General features: G+C 66.0%; 17 protein-coding genes. 14 read left to right on the top strand and 3 right to left on the bottom strand.

Translation table 11 applies throughout. The annotated features are described in order from the left end of the window. Positions 1-126 precede the first annotated feature (126 nt). From ACYX4S_RS13145 to phoB, 7 genes are all read left to right on the top strand, one after another. Positions 127-1,488 carry an ATP-binding protein gene (locus ACYX4S_RS13145; RefSeq protein WP_476360506.1) on the top strand — a complete coding sequence of 454 codons (1,362 nt, stop codon included), beginning with the start codon at positions 127-129 and terminating at the stop codon, positions 1,486-1,488. 141 nt (positions 1,489-1,629) lie between these two features. After that, positions 1,630-2,667, top strand: coding sequence for a substrate-binding domain-containing protein (locus ACYX4S_RS13140; protein WP_293719658.1), 1,038 nt, complete (start codon positions 1,630-1,632; stop codon positions 2,665-2,667). 66 nt (positions 2,668-2,733) lie between these two features. Next, positions 2,734-4,203, top strand: a complete 1,470-nt coding sequence (gene pstC, locus ACYX4S_RS13135) for a phosphate ABC transporter permease subunit PstC (protein ID WP_476360505.1) — start codon at positions 2,734-2,736, stop codon at positions 4,201-4,203. Beyond that, positions 4,200-5,552, top strand: a complete 1,353-nt coding sequence (gene pstA, locus ACYX4S_RS13130) for a phosphate ABC transporter permease PstA (RefSeq protein WP_476360504.1) — start codon at positions 4,200-4,202, stop codon at positions 5,550-5,552. Before pstC ends, pstA begins: the two co-directional genes overlap by 4 nt. Before the next feature lie 12 nt (positions 5,553-5,564). Then, entirely contained in the window at positions 5,565-6,362 is a 798-nt protein-coding gene (pstB, locus tag ACYX4S_RS13125; protein WP_293719664.1) for a phosphate ABC transporter ATP-binding protein PstB, read from the top strand. Between the two features lie 76 nt (positions 6,363-6,438). Next, positions 6,439-7,143, top strand: coding sequence for a phosphate signaling complex protein PhoU (gene phoU, locus ACYX4S_RS13120; protein ID WP_422068106.1), 705 nt, complete (start codon positions 6,439-6,441; stop codon positions 7,141-7,143). A gap of 103 nt (positions 7,144-7,246) precedes the next feature. Continuing rightward, positions 7,247-7,945 (top strand): phosphate regulon transcriptional regulator PhoB, encoded by a 699-nt coding sequence (gene phoB, locus ACYX4S_RS13115; protein WP_293719667.1) that lies wholly within the window; start codon positions 7,247-7,249, stop codon positions 7,943-7,945. A gap of 111 nt (positions 7,946-8,056) precedes the next feature. On the opposite strand, the gene ACYX4S_RS13110 is transcribed toward phoB, so the two are convergent. Further along, positions 8,057-8,581, bottom strand: a complete 525-nt coding sequence (locus ACYX4S_RS13110) for a GcrA family cell cycle regulator (protein WP_476360503.1) — start codon at positions 8,579-8,581, stop codon at positions 8,057-8,059. A gap of 456 nt (positions 8,582-9,037) precedes the next feature. Here ACYX4S_RS13110 and ACYX4S_RS13105 point away from each other — a divergent pair, with 456 nt between their 5' ends. From ACYX4S_RS13105 to ACYX4S_RS13095, 3 genes are read left to right on the top strand one after another with little or no spacing between them, the layout of a single operon-like run. Beyond that, on the top strand, positions 9,038-10,237 hold the full coding sequence (locus ACYX4S_RS13105; RefSeq protein WP_476360502.1) for an acetylornithine transaminase: 1,200 nt from the start codon (positions 9,038-9,040) through the stop codon (positions 10,235-10,237). After that, entirely contained in the window at positions 10,237-11,169 is a 933-nt protein-coding gene (argF, locus tag ACYX4S_RS13100; RefSeq protein WP_293719673.1) for an ornithine carbamoyltransferase, read from the top strand. The genes ACYX4S_RS13105 and argF overlap by 1 nt, the downstream gene beginning before the upstream one ends. Then, positions 11,166-12,155, top strand: coding sequence for an Hsp33 family molecular chaperone (locus ACYX4S_RS13095; protein ID WP_476360501.1), 990 nt, complete (start codon positions 11,166-11,168; stop codon positions 12,153-12,155). The genes argF and ACYX4S_RS13095 overlap by 4 nt, the downstream gene beginning before the upstream one ends. A gap of 12 nt (positions 12,156-12,167) precedes the next feature. On the opposite strand, the gene ACYX4S_RS13090 is transcribed toward ACYX4S_RS13095, so the two are convergent. Next, positions 12,168-12,824 carry an alpha/beta family hydrolase gene (locus ACYX4S_RS13090; protein ID WP_476360500.1) on the bottom strand — a complete coding sequence of 219 codons (657 nt, stop codon included), beginning with the start codon at positions 12,822-12,824 and terminating at the stop codon, positions 12,168-12,170. 132 nt (positions 12,825-12,956) lie between these two features. Between ACYX4S_RS13090 and ACYX4S_RS13085 the strand changes: the two genes are divergently transcribed. After that, positions 12,957-13,799, top strand: a complete 843-nt coding sequence (locus tag ACYX4S_RS13085; protein WP_476360499.1) for a sterol desaturase family protein — start codon at positions 12,957-12,959, stop codon at positions 13,797-13,799. Here ACYX4S_RS13085 and ACYX4S_RS13080 read toward each other — a convergent pair. Continuing rightward, on the bottom strand, positions 13,770-14,651 hold the full coding sequence (locus ACYX4S_RS13080; RefSeq protein WP_476360498.1) for a transporter substrate-binding domain-containing protein: 882 nt from the start codon (positions 14,649-14,651) through the stop codon (positions 13,770-13,772). The two genes, ACYX4S_RS13085 and ACYX4S_RS13080, sit on opposite strands and share 30 nt — an antisense overlap. A 207-nt stretch (positions 14,652-14,858) precedes the next feature. Here ACYX4S_RS13080 and ACYX4S_RS13075 point away from each other — a divergent pair, with 207 nt between their 5' ends. From ACYX4S_RS13075 to ACYX4S_RS13065, 3 genes are all read left to right on the top strand, one after another. Then, a complete protein-coding gene (locus ACYX4S_RS13075) occupies positions 14,859-16,715 on the top strand; it encodes a glycosyltransferase family 2 protein (RefSeq protein WP_476360497.1) in 1,857 nt (618 codons plus the stop codon). A gap of 86 nt (positions 16,716-16,801) precedes the next feature. Further along, positions 16,802-18,046: a metallophosphoesterase family protein gene (locus tag ACYX4S_RS13070; RefSeq protein ID WP_476360496.1), complete on the top strand. Its 1,245-nt coding sequence runs from the start codon at positions 16,802-16,804 to the stop codon at positions 18,044-18,046. 12 nt (positions 18,047-18,058) lie between these two features. After that, positions 18,059-21,595 (top strand): ATP-binding protein, encoded by a 3,537-nt coding sequence (locus tag ACYX4S_RS13065; RefSeq protein ID WP_476360495.1) that lies wholly within the window; start codon positions 18,059-18,061, stop codon positions 21,593-21,595. The last annotated feature ends 64 nt before the right edge of the window (positions 21,596-21,659 follow it).

Genomic DNA, 21,659 nt, shown 5'->3' with positions numbered 1-21,659 from the left:
CGGGCATGTCTTGGGTCTGTCATGCCCGGCGTGTTAAAGCCGGCCCTCTTTTGCGGTGTGCCGAAAGGGCGGGCTGGCGGGCCCGGCCGAGCCTTGAGCAGGGCGCGGCATTTGTGAGGCCAGTTCATGAGTGACGAGACGACCGCGGCCGGACGGCCCGACCAGAGGCACCTGCGCCCTGACCTGCGTGAGCGCATCGTGACCCAGCGCTGGGTGCTCGGTGCCGCGCTGATCCTGGCGGTGGTGGCCCATCGAAGCGGTGCCGTGCCGGTGTGGGCGGCGCTTGGCGGTTTTGCGCTTCTGGTGGTTGCCGCGCTTTTTGCGCCCCAGCGGCGCAAGGCCGTGATACGGCGGATGCGCGAGGCGCGCGCCGTGACGCCCTGGCCCGATACCGGCATGAAGCGCATAGCCGAAGCGCTGCATGATCCCTGTTTCATCGTCGATCACCGTGGCATCACTCGATACGTCAACCGCGCGGCACAGCAGCGTTTCGGTGATCCGCATCCGGGGGACCCGGTCTCCTTCCGTCTGCGCTCGCCGGCCGTTGTCGAAGCTCTGGACAAGGTGATTGCGCATGGTGAGCCCCAGCGCATCGAGTGGAGCGAGAAGGCTCCCACGGAGCAGTGGTTGGAGGCGCAGATCGCGCCGATTGCGGACATGGCCGGGGAGACGGTGATGCAGGCGGGCCCGCGCTTCATCCTCGTGACCGTGCGCGATCTGACCGAACAGCGCCGCCTGGAGCGGATGAGGGCGGACTTCGTTGCCAACGCCAGTCACGAGTTGCGTACGCCACTTGCCTCGCTGACCGGGTTTGCGGAAACGCTGCTCGGACCCGCACGCGAGGATCCGGTGGCCCGGGAGCGGTTCCTTGCCATCATGCTGCAGCAGGGCGAGCGGATGCGCCGCCTGATCGACGATCTCCTGTCGCTGTCGCGGATCGAGATGAAGGCGCATGTCCAGCCAGAGACTGTTATCGATCTGGTGCCGATCCTGCGTCAGACCGGCGATGCCCTGAAACCGGTCGCGGATGAGCTTGGCGTCGTCATGATGATCGAGGCCCCCGATACCCCCTGTCTCGTGCGCGGCGATCGCGACGAGCTTATCGAGGTGGTGGAGAATCTTGCAGAGAACGCGGTGAAATACGGCGCCTCGGGCGGGCGGGTCGAAATGAAGCTGTCCGTCGCGGAGGAAGAGCGCTCCGGCGCGCCCGCGCGTCCGGGGATGCTCTGTCTGAGCGTGCGCGACCATGGTCCGGGCATCGCCCCGGAACACCTCCCGCGCCTGACCGAACGCTTTTACCGTGCCGATGTCGCCACCAGCCGCGAGATGAAGGGGACCGGTCTGGGGCTCGCGATCGTGAAACATATCCTTACCCGGCATCGTGCGCGTCTCGAGATCGACAGCCGGCTGGGGGAGGGGGCTGTCTTCACTGTCAAAATACCCCTCGCTGAGACCGGTGATAAAATGCTGGCTCCTGACATAGATTAGTTTTTTCAATTGGTTGCTCTGTCATAAAACCGATACAAAACCTTCATAGAAGGATCATGGCGCGGGACTAGGGTCCGCCCTGTTCCGGCCTCGAGGTGACGGAACTCATGTGAAATCCTGAACATCCAAGGGAGAAGTCAGGTGAACGTCAAAGCTCTTCTCAGCGCCACCGCGCTCGCGGTTGCCACCACCGCCTTCGCCGGTGCCGCCCATGCCCGTGACCAGGTCCAGATCGCCGGCTCCTCCACGGTTCTTCCCTATGCCTCCATCGTTGCTGAGGCCTTCGGCGAGAACACCGATTTCCCGACCCCGGTGGTTGAGTCGGGCGGCTCGTCGGCCGGTCTGAAGAAGTTCTGTGCCGGTGTCGGCGAGAACACGATCGACATCGCGAACGCCTCGCGCTCGATCCGCGAGAAAGAGATCAAGGCCTGCGCCGAGAACGGCGTGACCGACATCATGGAAGTCCGCATCGGCTATGACGGTATCGTCTTCGCCTCGGACATCAACGGCAACTCCTTCGCCTTCACCCCGTCCGATTGGTACAAGGCGCTCGCCGCCGAGGTCGTCGTCGACGGCAAGCTCGTCGCCAACGAGGCGACCTCCTGGAAGCAGGTCAATGACGCGCTTCCCGACCAGCAGATCCAGGCCTACGTGCCGGGCACCAAGCACGGCACCCGTGAAGTCTTCGAGGAGAAGGTGATCCTGCAGGGTTGCGAGGACACCGGTGCTCTCAAGGCCATGGTCGACGGCGGCATGGACAAGAAGGCTGCCGAGAAGAAGTGCATGGAGCTGCGCACGGACGGTCGTTCGGTCGACATCGACGGCGACTACACCGAGACGCTCGCCCGCATCGACTCCAACAAGGACGGCATCGGCGTGTTCGGTCTCTCGTTCTACGAGAACAACACCGACAAGCTGCAGGTCGCGACCATGTCCGGCGTGACCCCGTCGACCGCCACGATCGCCTCGGGCGAGTATCCGGTTTCCCGCCCGCTGTTCTTCTACGTCAAGAAGGCGCACATCGGCGTGATCCCGGGCCTCAAGGAGTACGCCCAGTTCTTCGTCTCCGACGAGATCGCCGGCCCGAAGGGCCCGCTGGCCCAGTACGGCCTGGTCTCCGATCCGGAGCTGTCCAAGGTGCAGGACGCGGTCAACAACGAAACCGTCCTGACCCACTGAGCCGACTTGAAATGAAAGGGCGGCGAAAGCCGCCCTTTCCCCTTTTCTCCGGTCGGATGAAAACCCATGTCATTGCCTGTGATCCTTCTTGCGCTGCTCGTCCTGGGCATCGCGGGATTTTTTCTGGGACGCCGACGTGCGCTCGCCTCCGTCGAGGGGGATGCCCGGCTTCTCCATTCCCTGCCCAATTATTACGGCTGGAATGTCGCGCTGGTGACGTTGATCCCCTCGCTCGTCCTTCTGGCTGTCTGGCTTCTCGTCCAGCCCATGGTGATCGATGGCCAGGTCTCCTCGATGATCTCGCAGGAGACCGCCGACCAGAGTTCGCGTGACCTCGTCATGAGCGATGTCCGGCGGACGGCCCATGGCCTCGACCTTGCCGTCGCGCAAGGCGCGATGAGCGCGGACATGGCAGATTCCATCCGCACCGAATTTACCGACGTGCGCAACCGTCTCGGCGAAGTGGGTGTCGCCCTCGGTTCGAACGTGACCGCCGAGACCCTGCGTGCCGCGCAGCGTTACCGGGCTCTGACCGCCACGGGCGATATTGTCCGGACCGTCGTGGTTCTGGGGCTCGCGATCGCCGGTTTCGCATTCGCCTACCTGCGCACCATCCCGCTCTTCCGCGCCCGGAACACTGTCGAGAAGGCGGTCCTGTGGCTGCTGATCGTTTCCGCGTCGATCGCGATCCTGACGACGCTCGGCATCGTGCTGTCGCTGATCTTCAACACGGTCGAGTTCTTCCGTCTCTATCCGGCGAGCGAGTTCTTTCTGGGCACGACCTGGAGCCCGAGCTTCGGCGGTGGTTCCGAACTCGGAATTCTCCCGCTGATCTGGGCGACACTCTACATCTCCCTGATCGCGCTCGCGGTCGCGGTCCCCGTCGGCCTGTTCGCGGCGATCTATCTTTCGGAGTACGCCCCGCCGACGGTTCGTGCCTTCGCCAAGCCGATGCTGGAGGTTCTCGCCGGCATTCCGACCATCGTCTACGGTCTCTTCGCCCTTCTGACGGTCGGCCCGCTGCTTGTCAGCGTCTTCGGCTCCGGTGGCGTGCTGGGGGTGAACTGGATGGCTGGCGGCACCGCCGTCATGACGGCCGGCCTCGTCATGGGCATCATGCTGATCCCCTTCGTCAGTTCCCTGTCGGACGACATCATCAACGCGGTGCCCCAGGCGATGCGTGACGGGTCGCTCGGCCTCGGCGCGACACATTCCGAGACCGTGAAGCAGGTGATCATGCCCGCGGCGTTGCCGGGCATCGTCGGCGCCATTCTGCTGGCCGCCTCGCGTGCCATCGGCGAGACCATGATCGTCGTGCTCGGCGCGGGCGCCGCCGCCAAGCTCAGCCTCAACCCGTTCGAGGCCATGACGACGGTGACGGCCAAGATCGTCAGCCAGCTTACCGGCGACGCCGACTTCGCCTCACCCGAGGCGCTCGTCGCCTTCGCGCTCGGAATGACGCTCTTCGTCATCACGCTCGGCCTCAACATCTTCGCGCTCTACATCGTGCGCAAATACCGGGAGCAGTACGAATGACCGACGCGACCTTGTCCCAGCCGCAGTCGCCGTCGCAGACGTCCGGACCGCGCAAGAAGACCTCGCTTCTCACCGTCGACAAGCTGACGCGCAAGCGCAATGCCGCCGAGACCCGTTTCCGCCTTTACGGCATCGCGGCAATCCTCGTGGGCCTCGCCTTTCTCGTCGCGCTTCTCTGGGCCATTTTCTCCAACGGCCTGACCGCGTTCAGCCAGACCTTCGTCAGCGTGCCGATCTCCCTCGACCGGCAGAAGGTGGAGGAGGCGGAAGCCTCCATGGTGAAGACCTCGCGCTACAACGCGATGATTGAGGCGGGGCTTGCCGCTGAGCTTGCGAAGGTCGGCGTCGAGACCGAGATGGGCGGACGCGACCTTCGCCTGCTCCTGTCCTCCGGTGCCGCGGCGAGCGTGCGCGACTTCGTCCTGGCCAATCCGGGCGAGATCGGCAAGACGGTCACCTTCGACCTCCTCGCGTCCTCGCGGGTCGACGGATACATGAAGGGCCGGGTGACCCGTGATGCCCTCGTGAACGACAAGAACCTGGACGCAGCGCATCTCGACATCGTCGATGTGCTGGCCAAGGACGGGATCGTCGTGAAGCGCTTCAACACGGACTTCATCCTTGGCGCGGATGCCTCGGACTCGCGTCCCGAGGAAGCGGGCATCGGCGTTGCCATGATCGGGTCCTTCTACATGATGCTGGTCGTGCTGGCGCTCGCGCTGCCGATCGGTGTCGCCGCCTCCATCTATCTGGAGGAGTTCGCGCCGAAGAACCGCTTCACGGACCTGATCGAGGTGAACATCTCGAACCTGGCCGCCGTGCCGTCGATCGTCTTCGGTATTCTCGGCCTAGCAGCCTTCATCCAGTTCGCGCACCTGCCCCAGTCGGCGCCGCTCGTCGGCGGTCTCGTGCTCACGCTGATGACGCTGCCGACGATCATCATCTCCACCCGCGCTTCGCTGAAGGCGGTTCCGCCGTCGATCCGCGACGCGGCGCTGGGTGTTGGTGCCTCCAAGATGCAGTCGGTGTTCCACCACGTGCTGCCGCTCGCCATGCCCGGCATTCTTACGGGCACGATCATCGGCCTCGCACAGGCGCTCGGCGAGACGGCTCCGCTGCTTCTGATCGGCATGGTCGGCTTCATCGCCTCGAACTACCCGACGTCGGCCGCGTCCGGCTTCCTGGATCCGAACTCGGCCATGCCCGCCCAGATCTACGAGTGGGCAAAGCGCGCCGATCCCGCGTTCTATGAGCGCGCCTGGGGCGGGATCATCGTCCTGCTTCTCTTCCTGATGACCATGAACATCCTTGCGGTGATTCTGCGCCGCCGATTCGAGCGCCGTTGGTAAGGGGGGCGTGACATGAACCAGATGCTCAAAGCCGAGAAGGTGGCTGACATGAAGGAACCGAAGATCCTGGCCAACAAGGTTCAGGTCTATTACGGCGAGACCCACGCCATCAAGGATGTGGACCTGCGCATCGAGGACAAGACGGTGACGGCCTTCATCGGCCCGTCGGGTTGCGGAAAGTCGACCTTCCTGCGCTGCCTCAACCGCATGAACGATACGATCGACATCTGCCGGGTGCAGGGCAAGATCGAGATCGACGGCGAGGACATCTACGACCCCAAAGTCGATCCGGTGCAGCTTCGCGCCAAGGTCGGTATGGTGTTCCAGAAGCCGAACCCGTTCCCCAAGTCGATCTTCGACAACGTGGCCTACGGGCCCCGCATCCACGGCCTTGCCCAGAGCAAGTCCGTGCTGGAGGAGATTGTTGCCTCGAGCCTGCAGAAGGCGGGCCTGTGGGAGGAGGTCAAGGACCGTCTCTACGAGCCGGGTACGGGCCTTTCCGGCGGGCAGCAGCAGCGCCTGTGCATCGCCCGCGCCATCGCGGTCAGCCCCGAGGTCATCCTGATGGACGAGCCCTGCTCGGCGCTCGATCCCATCGCCACCGCCAAGGTGGAGGAACTGATTGACGAGCTGCGCGCCAATTTCACCATCGTGATCGTGACGCACTCCATGCAGCAGGCCGCGCGCGTGTCGCAGCGGACCGCTTTCTTCCACCTCGGCAATCTCGTCGAGGAAGGGGATACGAAAGAGATCTTCACGAACCCGACCGACAAGCGCACGCAGGACTACATCACGGGCCGCTTCGGCTGAGGACAGGGAGCGGGCGGGGCGTCATGCGCCGTCGCCCGGGACCGTCCCAGGCCCTTGCCCGCAAGGGAGACCAGACATGACCAGCCATACCGTCACATCCTTCGACGAGGAACTGAAGGCGATCGCCGGACGCGTGTCCGAGATGGGCGGCCTCGCGGAGGCCATGCTTAGCGAGGCCATCACCGCGCTCGTGCGTCTCGACAAGGAAGTCGCGCGCCGCGTCGTTGCCCAGGACAAGCGCGTCGACCAGCTCCAGTTCGAGGTCGAGGAACAGGCGATCCTCATCATCGCCCGCCGCCAGCCGGTGGCACAGGACCTGCGCGATGTCATCTCGGCGATGCGCATTTCCAACGACCTGGAGCGCGTCGGCGACCTGGCCAAGAACATCGCCAAGCGTGTCATCGCCATCGACGGCTCGTTCGACAGCAAGAAGTTCGCGCTTGGCGTGGAGCATATGTCCGAGCTTGCGCAGGAGCAGCTCAAGGACGTGCTCGATGCCTATGGCGCGCGGGATGCCCAGGCCGCCGAGGCGGTGCGCGATCGCGATGACGCGGTGGACGCGCTTTACACGTCGATCTTCCGTGAACTCCTGACCTACATGATGGAGGATCCGCGTCAGATCTCGATCTGTGCCCACCTTCTGTTCTGCGCCAAGAACATCGAGCGCATCGGCGATCACGCGACCAACATCGCGGAAAATGTCATGTACATGTCGACGGGTGTCCAGCCGCTCGAGGAGCGCCAGAAGCAGGACGAGATGGGCGTCGAGACCGGCGTCTGATCCGGCTTTATGCGTGCGCGGTCAGGCGCCGCCGCACGCGACGGATCCCGGACGGGACGTACCGGCGCCCCGTCCGCCACAACGAAAAACGAGGTTTGCGGGAATGCCGAAGGTTCTGATTGTCGAGGACGAGGAACCTCTTGCCATGCTCTTGAGGTACAACCTCGAGGCGGAAGGATATACGGTCGAGACCTGTATGCGCGGTGACGAGGCGGATATCCGCCTGCGCGAGGACCAGCCCGACCTGATGATCCTGGACTGGATGCTGCCGGGCCTTTCCGGCATCGAGCTGTGCCGTCGGCTGCGCTCGCGCTCCGAGACGGAGCGCCTTCCGGTGATCATGCTGACGGCGCGTGGCGAGGAGCAGGAGCGCATTCGCGGTCTCGCCACTGGCGCCGACGACTATGTGGTCAAGCCTTTCTCGATCCCCGAGCTCATGGCGCGCGTGCGGGCCATGCTGCGCCGGGCCAAGCCTGAGGTCGTTTCCTCGTTGCTGCGCTCGGGGGACCTGGAGCTTGATCGCGAAACCCATCGGGTTCGCCGGTCGGGCCGGGAAATCCACCTGGGGCCGACCGAGTTCCGCCTGCTTGAGTTCCTGATGACCTCACCCGGCCGCGTCTTTTCCCGCGAACAGCTCCTTGATGGCGTGTGGGGACATGACGTCTATGTGGACGAGCGCACGGTGGATGTTCACGTCGGGCGCCTGCGCAAGGCAATCAATCGCGGCAAGGCCGTCGATCCGATCCGCACCGTGCGCGGAGCCGGCTACGCCTTTAACGACCAGTTCGCCGCCGCCTCCTGATGGTCCGGCGCCGGTGGAGCGATCCGCCGGCGGGATCGGGTGACCGATACGACAAAGGCCCGCGTGATCCACGCGGGCCTTTGTCGTTTTCGCTTGCCGCTGTGATGCAGGTCAACCGGTCGCGGAATTGCGGTCGCGACGACGGTCGTTGGCGGGCTGATAGGCAATGCGGCAATGGTACGGGCAGTAAGGCACGCCCGGTTCGGAGGAGTTGCCGCAGAAGTAGAAATCGTCCTTCGTCGGATCACCGATCGGCCATTTGCAGGTGCGCTCGGTAAGCGTGAGGATCGAGGCCCGCTTGGCGATCGGAACGACCTCCGCCCGGGGCTTTTCAACGGGCGCGGGGGCGGGCGTCGCCTCGACCTTCAGCGCGGTGGCGCCGACGGTCTGCGGGGCGCTGCCGCCGGTCTCGGCCGGAGAGGAGGGCTGGGCATCGCCGTTCGCAGGGCGCGTCGTCTTGCGCGCCTTGGCGGGCGCCGCCGGCGCCTTGGCCCGGCCCGACAGACCGAGACGGTGCACCTTGCCGATCACCGCGTTGCGCGTGACCCCGCCCAGTTCAGCAGCGATCTGGCTGGCACTCAGTCCGTCCAGCCAAAGCTTCTTGAGAAGGTCGACACGTTCGCTTGTCCAGGACATGCGTCACACTCCGTCTTGGTCGCCCACCCGGCATATGGTTAATAAAACCTTGCCGGCACACCGGGTAGGTGTCCCGCCAATTGCCGGATTTTGAGGCTATTCTGAGTCAGGCACACGATATGTCGTGTCTGTCTGGAAAAAACCTACAATATGCCGGGTTTTTGGTGCAAGGTTCCGGCCCGATTCACTTGGGGATAGCTGAGGTTTTCCCCAGCAAACGGCGCGTGACCGGCGCGGGCGCACGTCGTGCGCGCATGCTATTTCGTTGACTTTGCCGCGCATGCGCGGTGTATATCGGTCCGATCGTCGTGCCGCCTTCCGGGGCGGCGCTGTGCTTTTCGGGGGAAGGCGCTGCCCGTGGCACCGCGATCTTCCCGACACCACAGATCCGGCGACAGGCCAAACGCATGACGCGCCTTGTGACAAGGGCGCCGGCAACCAAGGAGCAAGACGGCAATGGTTGGCTCATCTCTCTATCAGACCTACAACCGCGCGAACCTGGTGTTCGAGCGCGGCGAGGGGGTGTGGTTGGAGACGGCCGACGGGCGACGTTTTCTCGACTGCGCCGCCGGCATCGCCGTGAATTCGCTTGGCCACAGCCACCCGGCTCTGGTGTCCGCGCTGAGGGACCAGGCCGAGAAGCTGTGGCACGTGTCGAACGTCTACCAGATCCCCGGTCAGGAAGAGTTCGGCCGCAAGCTCGTCGAGGCGACCTTCGCCGATCGCGTGTTCTGCACCAACTCCGGTGCGGAGGCGCTCGAATGCGCTATCAAGACCGCGCGCCGCCATTTTCACGTGAAGGGGCAGCCCGAGCGCGTCGATGTCATCACGTTCGAGGGCGCCTTCCATGGCCGGACTCTGGCGACCATCGCCGCCGGCGGACAGGCGAAATATCTCGAGGGCTTCGGTCCCAAGGCTCCCGGCTTCGTCCAGGTCCCCTTTGGCGATCGTGACGCATTGCTGGCCGCGATTTCCGAGACGACGGCCGCAATCCTGATCGAGCCGATCCAGGGGGAGGGCGGGGTGCGCGCCGTCGACACGGAGACCCTGCGCGACCTGCGCAGGATGTGCGACGAGAACGGCATCCTGCTGATCCTTGACGAGGTCCAGACCGGAGTCGGGCGTACCGGCAAGCTCTTCGCCCACGAATGGGCCGGCATCACGCCGGACATCATGGCGATCGCGAAGGGTATCGGCGGCGGTTTCCCGCTCGGCGCGTGTCTTGCGACCGAGGAAGCCTCCGACGGCATGCAGCCGGGCACCCACGGCACGACCTATGGCGGCAACCCGCTCGCCATGGCGGTCGGAAACGCGGTGCTCGACGTGGTGCTCGCCCCCGGCTTCCTGGAGGGCGTGCGCGAGAAGGGGCTTTTGTTGACGCAGAAGCTCTCCGGCGTCGTTGACCGCCATCCCGACATCTTCGAAGACCTGCGCGGCAAGGGGCTGATGCTTGGCCTCAAGTGCCGTGTGACCAACACCGCGCTTCTCGACCATTTCCGCAACGCCGGCGTGCTGGCCGTCGGTGCGGGCGAGAACGTTCTGCGTATCCTGCCGCCGCTGACGATCACGGCGGAGGAGATCGAGGAAGCGGTCTCCCGTATCGAGACCGCCGCGGAAGCCATGGAAAGCGACATGAAGAAGGGAGCGGCCGAGTGATGACTGCTCAGCCCCGCCATTTTCTCGATCTGACCACCGTCGACGCCGAGGAGTTGCGCTTCATCCTGGATGGAAGCCGCCGCATCAAGGAAGCGCGCGGTCCCGTGCGCGTGAGTGGCGACGGCCCGCTTGCAGGCCGTGTCCTGGCCATGGTGTTCGAGCAGCCCTCGACGCGTACCCGCATCTCCTTTGACGTGGGAATGCGGGAACTGGGCGGTGAGACGCTGATGCTGACCGGCGCCGAAATGCAGCTCGGTCGCGGCGAGACCATTGCCGACACGGCCCGTGTGCTGTCGCGCTATGTCGATGCGATCATGATCCGGATCCTGGATCACGAAGCGCTGCAGGAGCTGGCCGACAACGCAACCGTCCCCGTGATCAACGGCCTGACCAAGCTCACCCACCCGTGCCAGATCATGGCCGATGTGCTCACCTTCGAGGAGCATCGCGGCAAGATCGCCGGGCGGTCCGTTGCCTGGACCGGCGACAGCAACAACGTGCTGGCCTCTTGGGTTCACGCCGCGTCGAAGTTCGACTTCGAGCTTCGCATTGCGACGCCGGCCCAGCTCGCGCCGCCTTCGGATCTGATCGCCGAGGCCCGCAAGGCCGGGGCCGAGATCCGTGTGACGGATGATCCCTTCGAGGCCGTCAAGGGCGTCGACGCGGTCGTGACCGACTGCTGGGTGTCCATGGGCGACGACGAGGGCGACCGCCACAACCTGCTGAAGCCCTATCAGGTCAATGCCCGCCTCATGGCGGAGGCTGACCCGCAGGCGATCTTCATGCACTGCCTGCCGGCGCATCGCGGCGAGGAAGTGACCTCGGAGATCATGGACGGACCGAACTCCGTCGTCTTCGACGAGGCGGAGAACAGGCTTCACGCGCAAAAGGGCATTCTCGCCTGGTGCCTGGGAGCCCTGCCGGCCCGATGAGCGTTTCCGACGAACTCGACCGGCTCGGCGTCGCGCCGGCCGGGCGCGATGCCGTTCTGCCTTACGCGGTGGAGCCGCTCGACGTGCGCGGTCGTGCCGTGATGATGGGACCGGCGCTCGACACCATCCTCAAGCGCCACGCGTATCCCGCACCGGTCTCCCGGCTCCTCGCGGAGGCCGCGACGCTTGTCTCGCTGCTTGGAACCTCGCTCAAGTTCGAGGGTCGGTTTACCCTGCAGACGACGTCCGACGGTCCGGTCTCCATGCTTGTCGTGGATTTCGCCACGCCCGACGGCCTGCGTGCCTGTGCCCAGTTCGACGAGGATGCGGTCAGGCAGGCCGAGGCCGAGGGCAAGGCCGACAGCGCCAGCCTTCTGGGCAAGGGGCATCTGGCGATGACCGTCGACCAGGGGGCGGCCATGAACCGCTACCAGGGTATCGTCGCGCTCGACGGAGCCTCGCTCGAGGAGGTCGCCCACCGCTACTTCGCGCAGTCGGAGCAGATCCCGACCGTCGTTCGCCTCGCCGTCGGCGAGGTGCTCGACCGCAGGGAAGGCTCCGCCCCGTCCCACGCGTGGATTGCCGGCGGCGTGCTTGCCCAGTTCCTGCCCGAGGCGCCGGAGCGCATGCGCCAGCCGGATCTCGCACCCGGAGATGCGCCCGAAGGGGCGGAAGTCGCACAGCACGACGAGGACGACGCCTGGACCGAGGCACGTGCCTTGGTCGAAACCTTGCGCGACGACGAACTCACCGACCCCGCGATCACGGCGGAGCAGGTCCTGTATCGACTGTTCAACGAGCGTGGCGTGCGCATTTTCGAACCGCAGCCGCTTGCCGATCGTTGCCGCTGCTCGGACGAGCGCATTCGCGCCATGCTGAAGGGGTTCACCGACGAGGAGCGCGCCGACATGACCGTCGACGGGCGTATCGAGGTGACCTGCCGTTTCTGCAACACCCGCTACGATTACAGCGCCGACGAGGTCTGAGTTGGACCGGCGTCAGGCGATTTCGCCGGTCTCGCGCGCGAAGTCGGCAACGGCCTGTGCTGTCCGGGTGAGGTTGCCTTCCCAGGTCGCGGGCGACGCTCCGCGCGGGGCCAGATCGTGACTGCCATCCTCCAGCCAGACGAGACGGGCCTGATCCGGTAGCGCCACCTCCTCAAGCTCGGCGGCATTGCCGAAGGCGTCGCGTTCGCCCTGGGCGATCAGCACCGGACGGCGGGATGCTTCCAGCGGGGCAAGTCGCCATGTGTCCGTGCGCCCCTGGGGATGAAAGGGATAGCCGAGACAGGCGACGCCCGTGACCCGGCGCGGCAGCGACGAGGATGCCGCCAGCATCGCGGCCACCCGCCCGCCCATGGACTTGCCGCCGATAAGCACGGGGCCGGATGTTTCGCCGAGGACCTGCTGCAGTGCCTTCTGGAATTCACCCACCAGAAGCTCGCCCTTCGGCGGCGGGCGTTTCGGGCCGCCGGCACGCCGTCCTGCCATATAGGCAAACTCGAAGCGCGCGACGTCGAGGCCGGCGGCTGCCGCGTGGCCGGCAAAGCGGTTCATGAAGCCGGAGTCCATGGCCGCTCCCGCGCCATGGGCAAGAAGCAGCGTCGCCACTGCCGGCGCCTCGCCATCGGGTCGGGTCCACAGAAAATCGGTCATGAAGGCACCTCGCTTGCGCCCCGGCTCTTGGTCACGAAGCCTTGATCCCGGAAGCGGTCGCCTATCCCACGAGACGGACGTAGGTTCAAGTGGTACCGGTCTTCAAACCGTTGAAAGGGAGCGGGCGGACGCATGAGCGAAGCGGATATCAGGCTTGCCGCATTTCTCGGCATTTTCGCCGCGATGGCGGTTTTCGAGATTGTGGTGCCGCGCCGCGCGCTCCTCGCGTCGAAGGCGCGACGCTGGACGACGAACCTTGCCATCGTCGCACTCGACACCGCTGTCCTCCGGGTCGTGTTTCCCATGGCGGCCGTTGGCGTCGCGCTCTATGCGCAGGACGAGGGAGCAGGTCTTTTCGTGCTCGCCGGGCTTCCGCTTTGGCTGGCCGGGGTCATGGGCTTCGTCGCGCTCGACTTCGCCGTCTGGCTTGAACATTGGGCCTCGCACAAGATCCCGCTTCTTTGGCGGATCCATCGCATGCATCATGCCGACCGTGATATCGACGTGACCACGGCACTGCGCTTTCATCCCCTGGAGATCGTGCTTTCCATGGCGTGGAAGGCGGCCGTCGTCCTCGCTCTCGGCATTCCGCCCATGGCTGTTCTCGTTTTTGAGGTGGTGCTGAACGGCGCGGCCATGTTCAACCATGCCAACCTTCGGCTGGGGAACCGTCTGGACGGCCTTTTGCGCCTGCTTGTTGTCACGCCGGACATGCACAGGGTGCATCACTCGGTCATCCGCAGCGAGACGGATTCCAACTACGGCTTCAACCTGTCCGTCTGGGACCGGCTGTTCGGAACCTATGTTGCGCAGCCGCGTGACGGCCACGAGGGCATGACCATCGGGCTCGAGGTGTGGCAGGATGAAAGGCCGTCGGGCATCGTCTGGTCGCTATTGCTGCCGTTTCGTCCCTTGTTGAAGGATGCAAGCGCGGAGCGGACGGGCTCAGTAGAAGCTGACAGGGAAGTAGCGTAGGTAGAGTTCGGCATAGACGCCCTTGGCCTGAAGGCGTGTGAGAGCATGATTGACCGCTGCCTGTCGCAGTGCGTCGTCCTGGCGGAATGCGATGGTCAGTGCCCTGTCGAAGTAGCCCGGCTCCAGCCAGGGGCCGCCGACGAACTCGCAGCAGTCCCCCGACGTCTTGCCGTTCAGCCAGAATGACAGCGAAAGCCCGTCGCCGAAATGGACATCGGCTTCCTCTGTTCCGAGCGCCGCTCGGGCTTCCGTCGCCGTGGGGTAGGTCTTGATCGTGGCATCGGCGAAGTAGGTGCGCAGGAACGCCTCGTGCACCGTGCCGGCCTCGACGGAGATGCGTTTTCCGGCCAGATCCTCGGGCAGCACGGAAAGCGTCTTGCCCTGCAGGACGGTGAAACGACCTGGCAGCTTCAGGTAGGGATCGGAAAAAAGCAGCGTACGGGTGTTCGCCTCGGTGCGGGCTAGGCCTGCGATGATCGCATCGCCTTCCTCCCGCACGAGGGCGGGCACGAGCGCGTCGAAGGACTTGATCCTCAGCGAGCAGGCACTGTCCAGTTCCTCGCAGATTGCGCGGGCCAGGTCGATGTTGAAGCCGGTGAGCCGGCCTGTGCCGTCACGAAAGGCAAAGGGCGGAAAGTCGTCGCTGGCCAGAAAGCGGATGGTGTTGGGCGTGACGGTCGGCCTGTCGGCGCCGCCACGCGGGTCCCAGAAGTTGGGTACGGTGACCGCAGCGGGATCACCCTCCTGGCCGGACGCTCCGGGTTCCGCGCCTTGAGCCAATGCGCCCGCCACACCTGCCATGAACGCAAGGGTTGCAATCGCAAGGCGCCTGCTATCAAATCCGAAGGCCATTTCAGTTGTTTCCCGTCTCCGCCCCGCCTGTCCGGAGGGACGAGCATCCTTTTATCCCGTTCGCCCTTCAAGCGATATTACGAAGCGTTGTTCATGGTCGATACCCTCTTGCCGCAGGAGAGAGCCGTTCCGCCTGGCGGGCCGCCGTATGGTATGCCGATCCGCGTCCCGTCCTCAAAGGCAGCGCGGCGTATTTCCAAAGAGAGGATGCCCCCCGATCATGGGGCACGGTTGCCCTCGCTGCCGGAGGATCTGCGGGCCCTTTCGGAGCGCGGGCTCACACCGGCGCTTCTGCGTGAAGGGCTGCGCGAGGCGGCCCGTGCGCGGGTTGCCCCGGGCAGGGCGCTTCTTGATCTCGGCCTTGTCTCGAGCGAGGGGTACTATTCGGCCGTGGCCGAGGCGGCCGGCGTGCCCTTCCTGCCCGAGGGAAGCATCATCGCCTGTCTTGATCCGGCCTTTCCTCCACCCGGGAACTTCAACGGCCCCCTTGTGGTGGGGCGCAACGCGCGGGGCGAGACGATCGTCGCCGTTGCTCCGCCTCCCGGGCGCTTCGAGGTCTTTGCGCGCCACCTCGCACGGTTTCCCGGGTTGCGGGAGCGGGTGAGGATCGCATCGCCGCAGGCCATCGCCCTGGCGGTTGCCGAGGCGGACCCGGGCAGGAGGCTGTCGCGGCGCCTGCCGGAAATGTCCGCGGCACGCACGCTGACACGCACGCAAAGGCTCGTCGGTCTGTCTCTCCTGGCGGCCTTCGCCACGGGTGTTCTGCTCGGGGTTAAGGGGCTCATCCTCGTGCTCTCGATCCTGGTCACGTTCCTGGGGCTGCTCGCAAGCGTCGCCCGGACCCTTGCAGGTATCGCTTCCACCCGCAGTCCGCGTTGCGGAACCGGTCCGGCGGACGCGCGGCTTCCCTTCGCAAGCGTCCTTGTCCCTCTCTACAGGGAGGGGCGGGTGGCCACCTCGCTTGCGGCCCATCTTGCCATGCTCGACTATCCGCGCGACCGCTTCGAGGTCCTGTTTCTGGTCGAAGCGGACGATGACGAGACGCCCTCGGCGCTTTTGCCCCACCTTGAGGCGGGAATGCGTATCGTCACTGTTCCACCGGGAACACCACGCACCAAGCCGCGTGCCCTGGCCTACGGGTTGTCGCTTGCCCGAGGGGAGATCGTGTCGGTCTTCGATGGCGAGGACAGGCCGGAACCCGACCAGATCAGGCAGGCCGCCACACTGTTTTCCCGACTGCCACGGGATGTGGCTGTGCTTCAGGCGCATCTGGCCATTGACCATGGGGCCCTAAGGTTTTTTCCGCGCCAGTTCCTGATGGAGTATTCCGCGCTCTTCGACTGTTTGCTCCCCTGGATGTCGTCGAGGGGCTGGCCGATCCCGCTTGGGGGAACATCCAACCACTTTCGCCGGGCCGCGCTGGAAGCCGTTGGCGGATGGGATCCGCACAACGTGACAGAGGATGCCGATCTGGCGGTGCGCCTTTCGCGCGGGGGGTATCGTATGTCCACCTTCGCCTCGACCACCTGGGAAGAGGCCCCGCTGACCTGGCATGCCTGGCACCGTCAGCGCACCCGCTGGCTCAAGGGCTGGCTGCAGACACTTCTGGTCTGCCTGCGTGATCCGCCGGCCCTTTTGGCGGACATGCGACGCGGCACGCGCCTCGTCGTCCTGCTGCTCTACCTTGTGGGCATGGTCACGACCCTTGCGGTGCATCCGCTTTTTCTGGCGGTCGTCATCGTCTACGGCCTGGGGCTTGCCGAGGTGCCGCTGGAGGCGGTGGACTATGTCGCGGTGATCGTGCCGCTGGCCGGCGTCAGCGTCATTGCCTGCTATGGCAGCATGGGCGTGATGGCGATCGGCGGCGCGGCGGCACGCGGGCGGCGGCCGTCCTTGCTCGACCTGGTGCTCATTCCTTTCTACTGGCTGGCGCAGAGTGCCGCCTTCTACACCGCCGTGGTCGAGCTCGTGCGACGCCCGCACCAATGGAGCAAGACCGAGCACGGTTTCGCCAGCCGGCCCGGTGCGCGTCGCAACCTTGAGCCCGGCATGCCGCCGTGTTGAAGCATGACCCGGTTTTCGGCTAGGTGGAGGTTCGCTCGCGCGAGTCGCGCAACGTCCCGCCCGTGAGGGCCCAGAGGAGGGAAGACGTGTCCGCCTTCAGTTTCGTTCATGCGGCGGATCTTCATCTGGGCAGTCCGCTCACGGGTCTTGCGGCGCGTGACGACAACCTCGCGCGCCATCTTGCCGATGCCATACGCGATGCGGTGCGTAGCCTCGTCGATGCGACGCTCGAGAGGGGGGCGGACTTTCTCGTCATTTCGGGCGATGTCTACGATGGCGAGTGGAAGGACCATTCGGTCGGCCTGTTCTTCAATCGCGAGATGGCCCGTCTGGACCGCGCCGGAATCCCGGTCTTCGTCATCAAGGGAAATCACGACGCGCACAGCGTCGTGACGCGTTCGATTACGCTGCCCTCCAATGTGACCGTGTTCGGTGTCCGCAGCGCCGAGACCCATGTCATCGAGCATCTCGGCGTCGCGCTTCATGGGCAGAGTTTCGCCGATCGACAGGTGCCGGAGAACCTGGCCCGCGACTATCCCGCGCCCACGCCGGGGATGTTCAACATCGGCATCCTGCATACGTCGCTCACCGGCCGGCCGCCACATGCCGACTACGCGCCCTGCACGCTCGATGACTTGCGCATGCGCGGGTATGACTACTGGGCGCTTGGTCACGTCCACGCTTTCGAGGTGATCAGCCAGGATCCCTTCGTGGTCTACCCCGGCAACATCCAGGGCAGGAACATTCGCGAAACCGGCGAGAAGGGGGCCGTGCTCGTCTCGGTCAGCGACGGACGCGTCACGGAGCTTGAGCGGCTTGTGGTGGACCGGGCCCGCTTTGAGCGGCTCGACGTCGATGTCGCGGGCTGTGGCGATCAGAACGAAATCCTGCGTTTCGTCGAAAGCGAACTGCGGCCGCTTGCCGCTGAGGCGGGCGGACGACCGCTCGCCGTGCGGTTGCGCCTTCATGGTGAAACCCCGTTGCGCGACGCTCTGCTGTCCACCAGGCAGATGCTTGCAACGGAATGCCAGGCCGCCTGTGCCCGTGTTGGCGAGGACGTCTTCCTGGAAAAGCTGGTGCTCGACCTTCCCGCGCAGCAGCGCACGGCGGCATGGCTGCCGGCTGACGGGCTACTCGACCTCGAGGCCCTGCTGAGCGAGGTCGCGAATGACGATGCGCTTGTCTCCGCCGCACGAGGCGAGATCGCGCAGCTGGCGGCGAAGATGCCCGGTGGCCTGCCTGATGCGGAGCGCCCCTTCGGCGCCGAGATCGACATGTTGATCGACGAGGCGCGCGCCCTGCTGGCGCTGCGGCTTGGCGGCGAGAGCTGAGGCGGGCGGCCCATGCGCATCGAACGGCTCGATCTCATCCGTTACGGCAGTTTCACGGATCGCAGTCTTGCGTTTCGCGATGGCGCGCGTCTGCATCTCGTCTACGGGGCGAACGAGGCGGGCAAGTCGACGGCGCTTGCCGCGATCGCGGATCTCCTCTTCGGGTTTCCCCACGCCAAGGAGTGGGACTTCCTGCATGAGGCGCGCGCGCTGCGCCTTGGTGCCTCGCTGGTGAACCGCAAGGGCGAACGCATTTCGTTCCGCCGCCGCCGTGGCAACAAGAACACGCTGCTAGCGGATGACGAGGGCGAGAGCCCCTTGCGCGACGACGCGCTCCTGCCCTTTCTCGGCAATCTGGGGCGTGAGGTCTTTCTCTCCAGCTTCGGGCTCAATTCCGAACGGCTCCAGGATGGGGCGCGTGCCTTGCTGGCGGAGGACGACGACGGGCGCGGGGCGCTGTTCGCCGCCGCGTCCGGCCGGCATGCGATCGCTTCTGTGCGCAAGGGGCTGGACGAGGAGGCGGGGCAGATCTTCACCGACCGCCGCTCCAAGGACAGGCGCTTCTATCAGGCGCTGACGCGCTACGAGGACGCCAATCGCCTGATGCGCGAGCGTGAACTGCGCGAGACCGCCTGGAAGGCGCTCAATCAGGATGTCGAGCGCGCGCAAGCCGCGCTGGAAGAGGCGACAGCCGCACTTCGTGAGCATCGAGCGCGTGAACGGCGCTTGCAACGACAGGTCAGCCTGGCCCCGCGCCTGACGGAACTGGCCGAGGCCGAGCGCGCGCTTGGCGAACTGGATGATCTTGCCGAGGTGACGGCAGGTGCCGGCCGCGACCTTGAGGATGCGGTGCGTGCACTGGCGGAGGCCGAGGCACGTGAACGCGATGCCCGCGCGGCCCTGGCTGAGGCGGAGGGCGCGCTTGCCGCGATCCGCGTGAATGAGGCGATTCTCGAGCGGGCCCGCGAGATCGCGGACCTTGTCTCGGAGACGGGCGCCTACCGGCAGCGTCTTGCGCAGATCCCGCGCATTCAGGCGGAGGCCGATGCTCACGACGAGGAGATCTCCGCTCTTCTGCGCCGTCTCGGGGTGTCCGGTTCCGCGGGAACGGGCGCCGGGCTGACGGGAGAGGAATTCGACCGGGTCTTTCCGGGAGATGCTGTTCTCGCGCGTCTCGAGGAGGAGATCGCTGAAGGGCGCAAGCTTGCGGAAACCCTTGCCGTCCTGTCGCGACGCGAGGCGGAGGAGCAGACGGCACTTGCGGCGATGGACAGGCGCGGGACAAGCGATGCGATCTCGGATCCGGCACCGCTTGCAAGCCGGTTCCGTGCGCTGTCTCCCGATCTTGCCGGCCTCGATCACGCCGACGATCTTGCCGCGCGACAGAAGACACTGGCTCGCGAGGCGGAGGAGGCGGCCGCGCGCCTCGACCCGCCGGTGCACGATATCGACCGTTTGGCGAGCCTGCCGCTTCCCTCCGCTGGCGAGATCGATGCCCATCGCCTTGTGCTTGCCGAGGTGCGTGAGGCCATCCGCCGAGGCGAGGCGACCCGCGCCGAACGCCGCGCGCTGATTGAACGCCGCGCGGGGATGATCGCGGAGGCCGAACGCGGTGGCGATGTCCCGGACGCGGAGGCTATCCGGGTGGCGCGCGCTGCACGTGATGCGGCATTGTCCGCGCTTCCCGAGGTAATGGCACGTGATCGGGACGGGGCAGGCTCCGCTCTGGCCGAGGTCGCGCGGTTGACGGCCGTGGCGGATGGTCTTGCCGACCGGGCTCTGTCGGAGGCCGAGCGTGTCTCGCGCCTGCGTGCGGAGCGCGAAGCGCTGATGGGAGAACGGGCGGAACTGGCGGAGAACGAAAAGGAACTTGAGCGGCTGCGCGGCCGCGAAGTGGGGGCTCTTGGCGCCTGGCGAATGCTGTTCGAACCGCTCGGAGTGACCCCGACCTCGCCCGAGCGCATGGCCGATTGGCGCCGCGCGCTGGAGGGCCTGCTGGCGGTTCGCGGGGAGGCGGCGGAATACGCCGACCGGCTGGCCGCCATGCACGAAAAGGCAGAGGCGCTGCGACCCGAACTTGCCGGGCTGGCAGAAGAACTCGGACTGGAGATGCAGGTTCGCGAGCGGGTGCGTGCGCTCGCCCGACGGGTGGACGACGCGCTTTCCGCGCGTCGCGACGCCTGGTCCTCCGAACGTGTGGAGGCCGGACGACGCTCCGACATCGAGGAGCGTCTGGAAAGGATGGAGGCGGAGCGCGCCGGGTGTCTTCGGGCGCAGGAGAGCTGGCGTGCCCGTTTTGGATCGACGCTGCTGCGCATCGGCCTTGCGGAAGACGACACGCTCGGCGCTGCCGAGGCCGCGCTTGCCGCCTGGCGCGATCTGCCCGGCGTTGTCTCGGCCCGTGACCACGAGGCGCGTCGGGTCGCGGGCATGCGGCGGGACAATCGCACCTTCGAGGACGCGGCCGCCGGCCTCGTGGCGGCTCTCGCGCCGGACCTTTCCGATCTCGCGCCCGCCGACGCGGTCAATCGGCTGAATGATCTTCGCGAGACGGCACTGGCCGACAGGACCCGCCGCGAAAGCGCGATTGAAACCCGTGAAAAGGCGGTCGAGCGCGCGAAGGCGTGCGCGGCCGATGTCGAACAGGCCAGGGCGTTGCTTCATGAGGCGCTGGCACGGTTGCCCGCTCACCTTGGCGGGAGCGCGATTGAAGATGACCCCGCTCCGCTTCTGGCGAGGCTTGCCGAGCGCAGGGAATTGCTTGCCGCGCGGGACGACAGCCTGCGGCGTTTCGAGGAAGTCGCCGACGGGCTTACCCGCGAAGAGGCCGCACGTGAACTCGAGGGGTTCGACCGCGATGCCGCCCAGGCGGATCTTCAGATCCTGCGCGAGGGTGAGGAGGCGCTGACGTCTGCTAACGGCGAGGCGACGTCAGCCCATCAGGCGGCGCTTGCCCGCCGTCGCGAGGCGGAAATGGCGGAAGGGGCGGAAAAGGCCGCTTTCGACCGGAGTGCCGCGGAGGAGGAAATGCTGGAGACGGGACGCGAATGGTCCGTCCTCCGCATCGCCGGTCTCATGCTCGATGCCGCCCTTGCCCGTCACCGCGAGGCCGAGGGGGATCCGCTGCTGGCGCGAGCCGGGGAGATTTTCAAGACGGTCACGGGGGGCGCCTATTCCGGCTTGTCCAGGGCGCTGGACGAGGACGACGCGACGGCCCTCGTCGCGCGCCGCGCGGACGGCGGCGAGATACTGGTGCGTGCAAGGGAGGCGGCCGGACATGCTTCCGGCCTCAGCGAGGGCACGCTCAACCAGCTCTATCTGGCGCTGCGCCTGGCTTTCCTGACGGACTACGCGGAGCGGGCCGAGCCCGCGCCCTTCATCGGCGATGACCTGTTCCAGTCATTCGATGACGCGCGCACCGCAAACGGGCTCGGTGCACTGGCCGGCCTGTCGGAAAATCTCCAGCCGATTCTCTTCACGCACCATCGAAGCGTGGTCGATCTTGCGGCGCGCGAACTGGGCGAGGGGCTCGACCTGATCGAGCTGTAGTGCGCTGCACGCATGCAGGCGCGCGTGTCGCGACACACGCTTGTCCCATCGCCAGGACGGATCG

The sequence above is a fragment of the Stappia sp. ABD4_338 genome (assembly GCF_056312175.1).
This window is presented reverse-complemented; position numbering and strand designations above follow the sequence as displayed.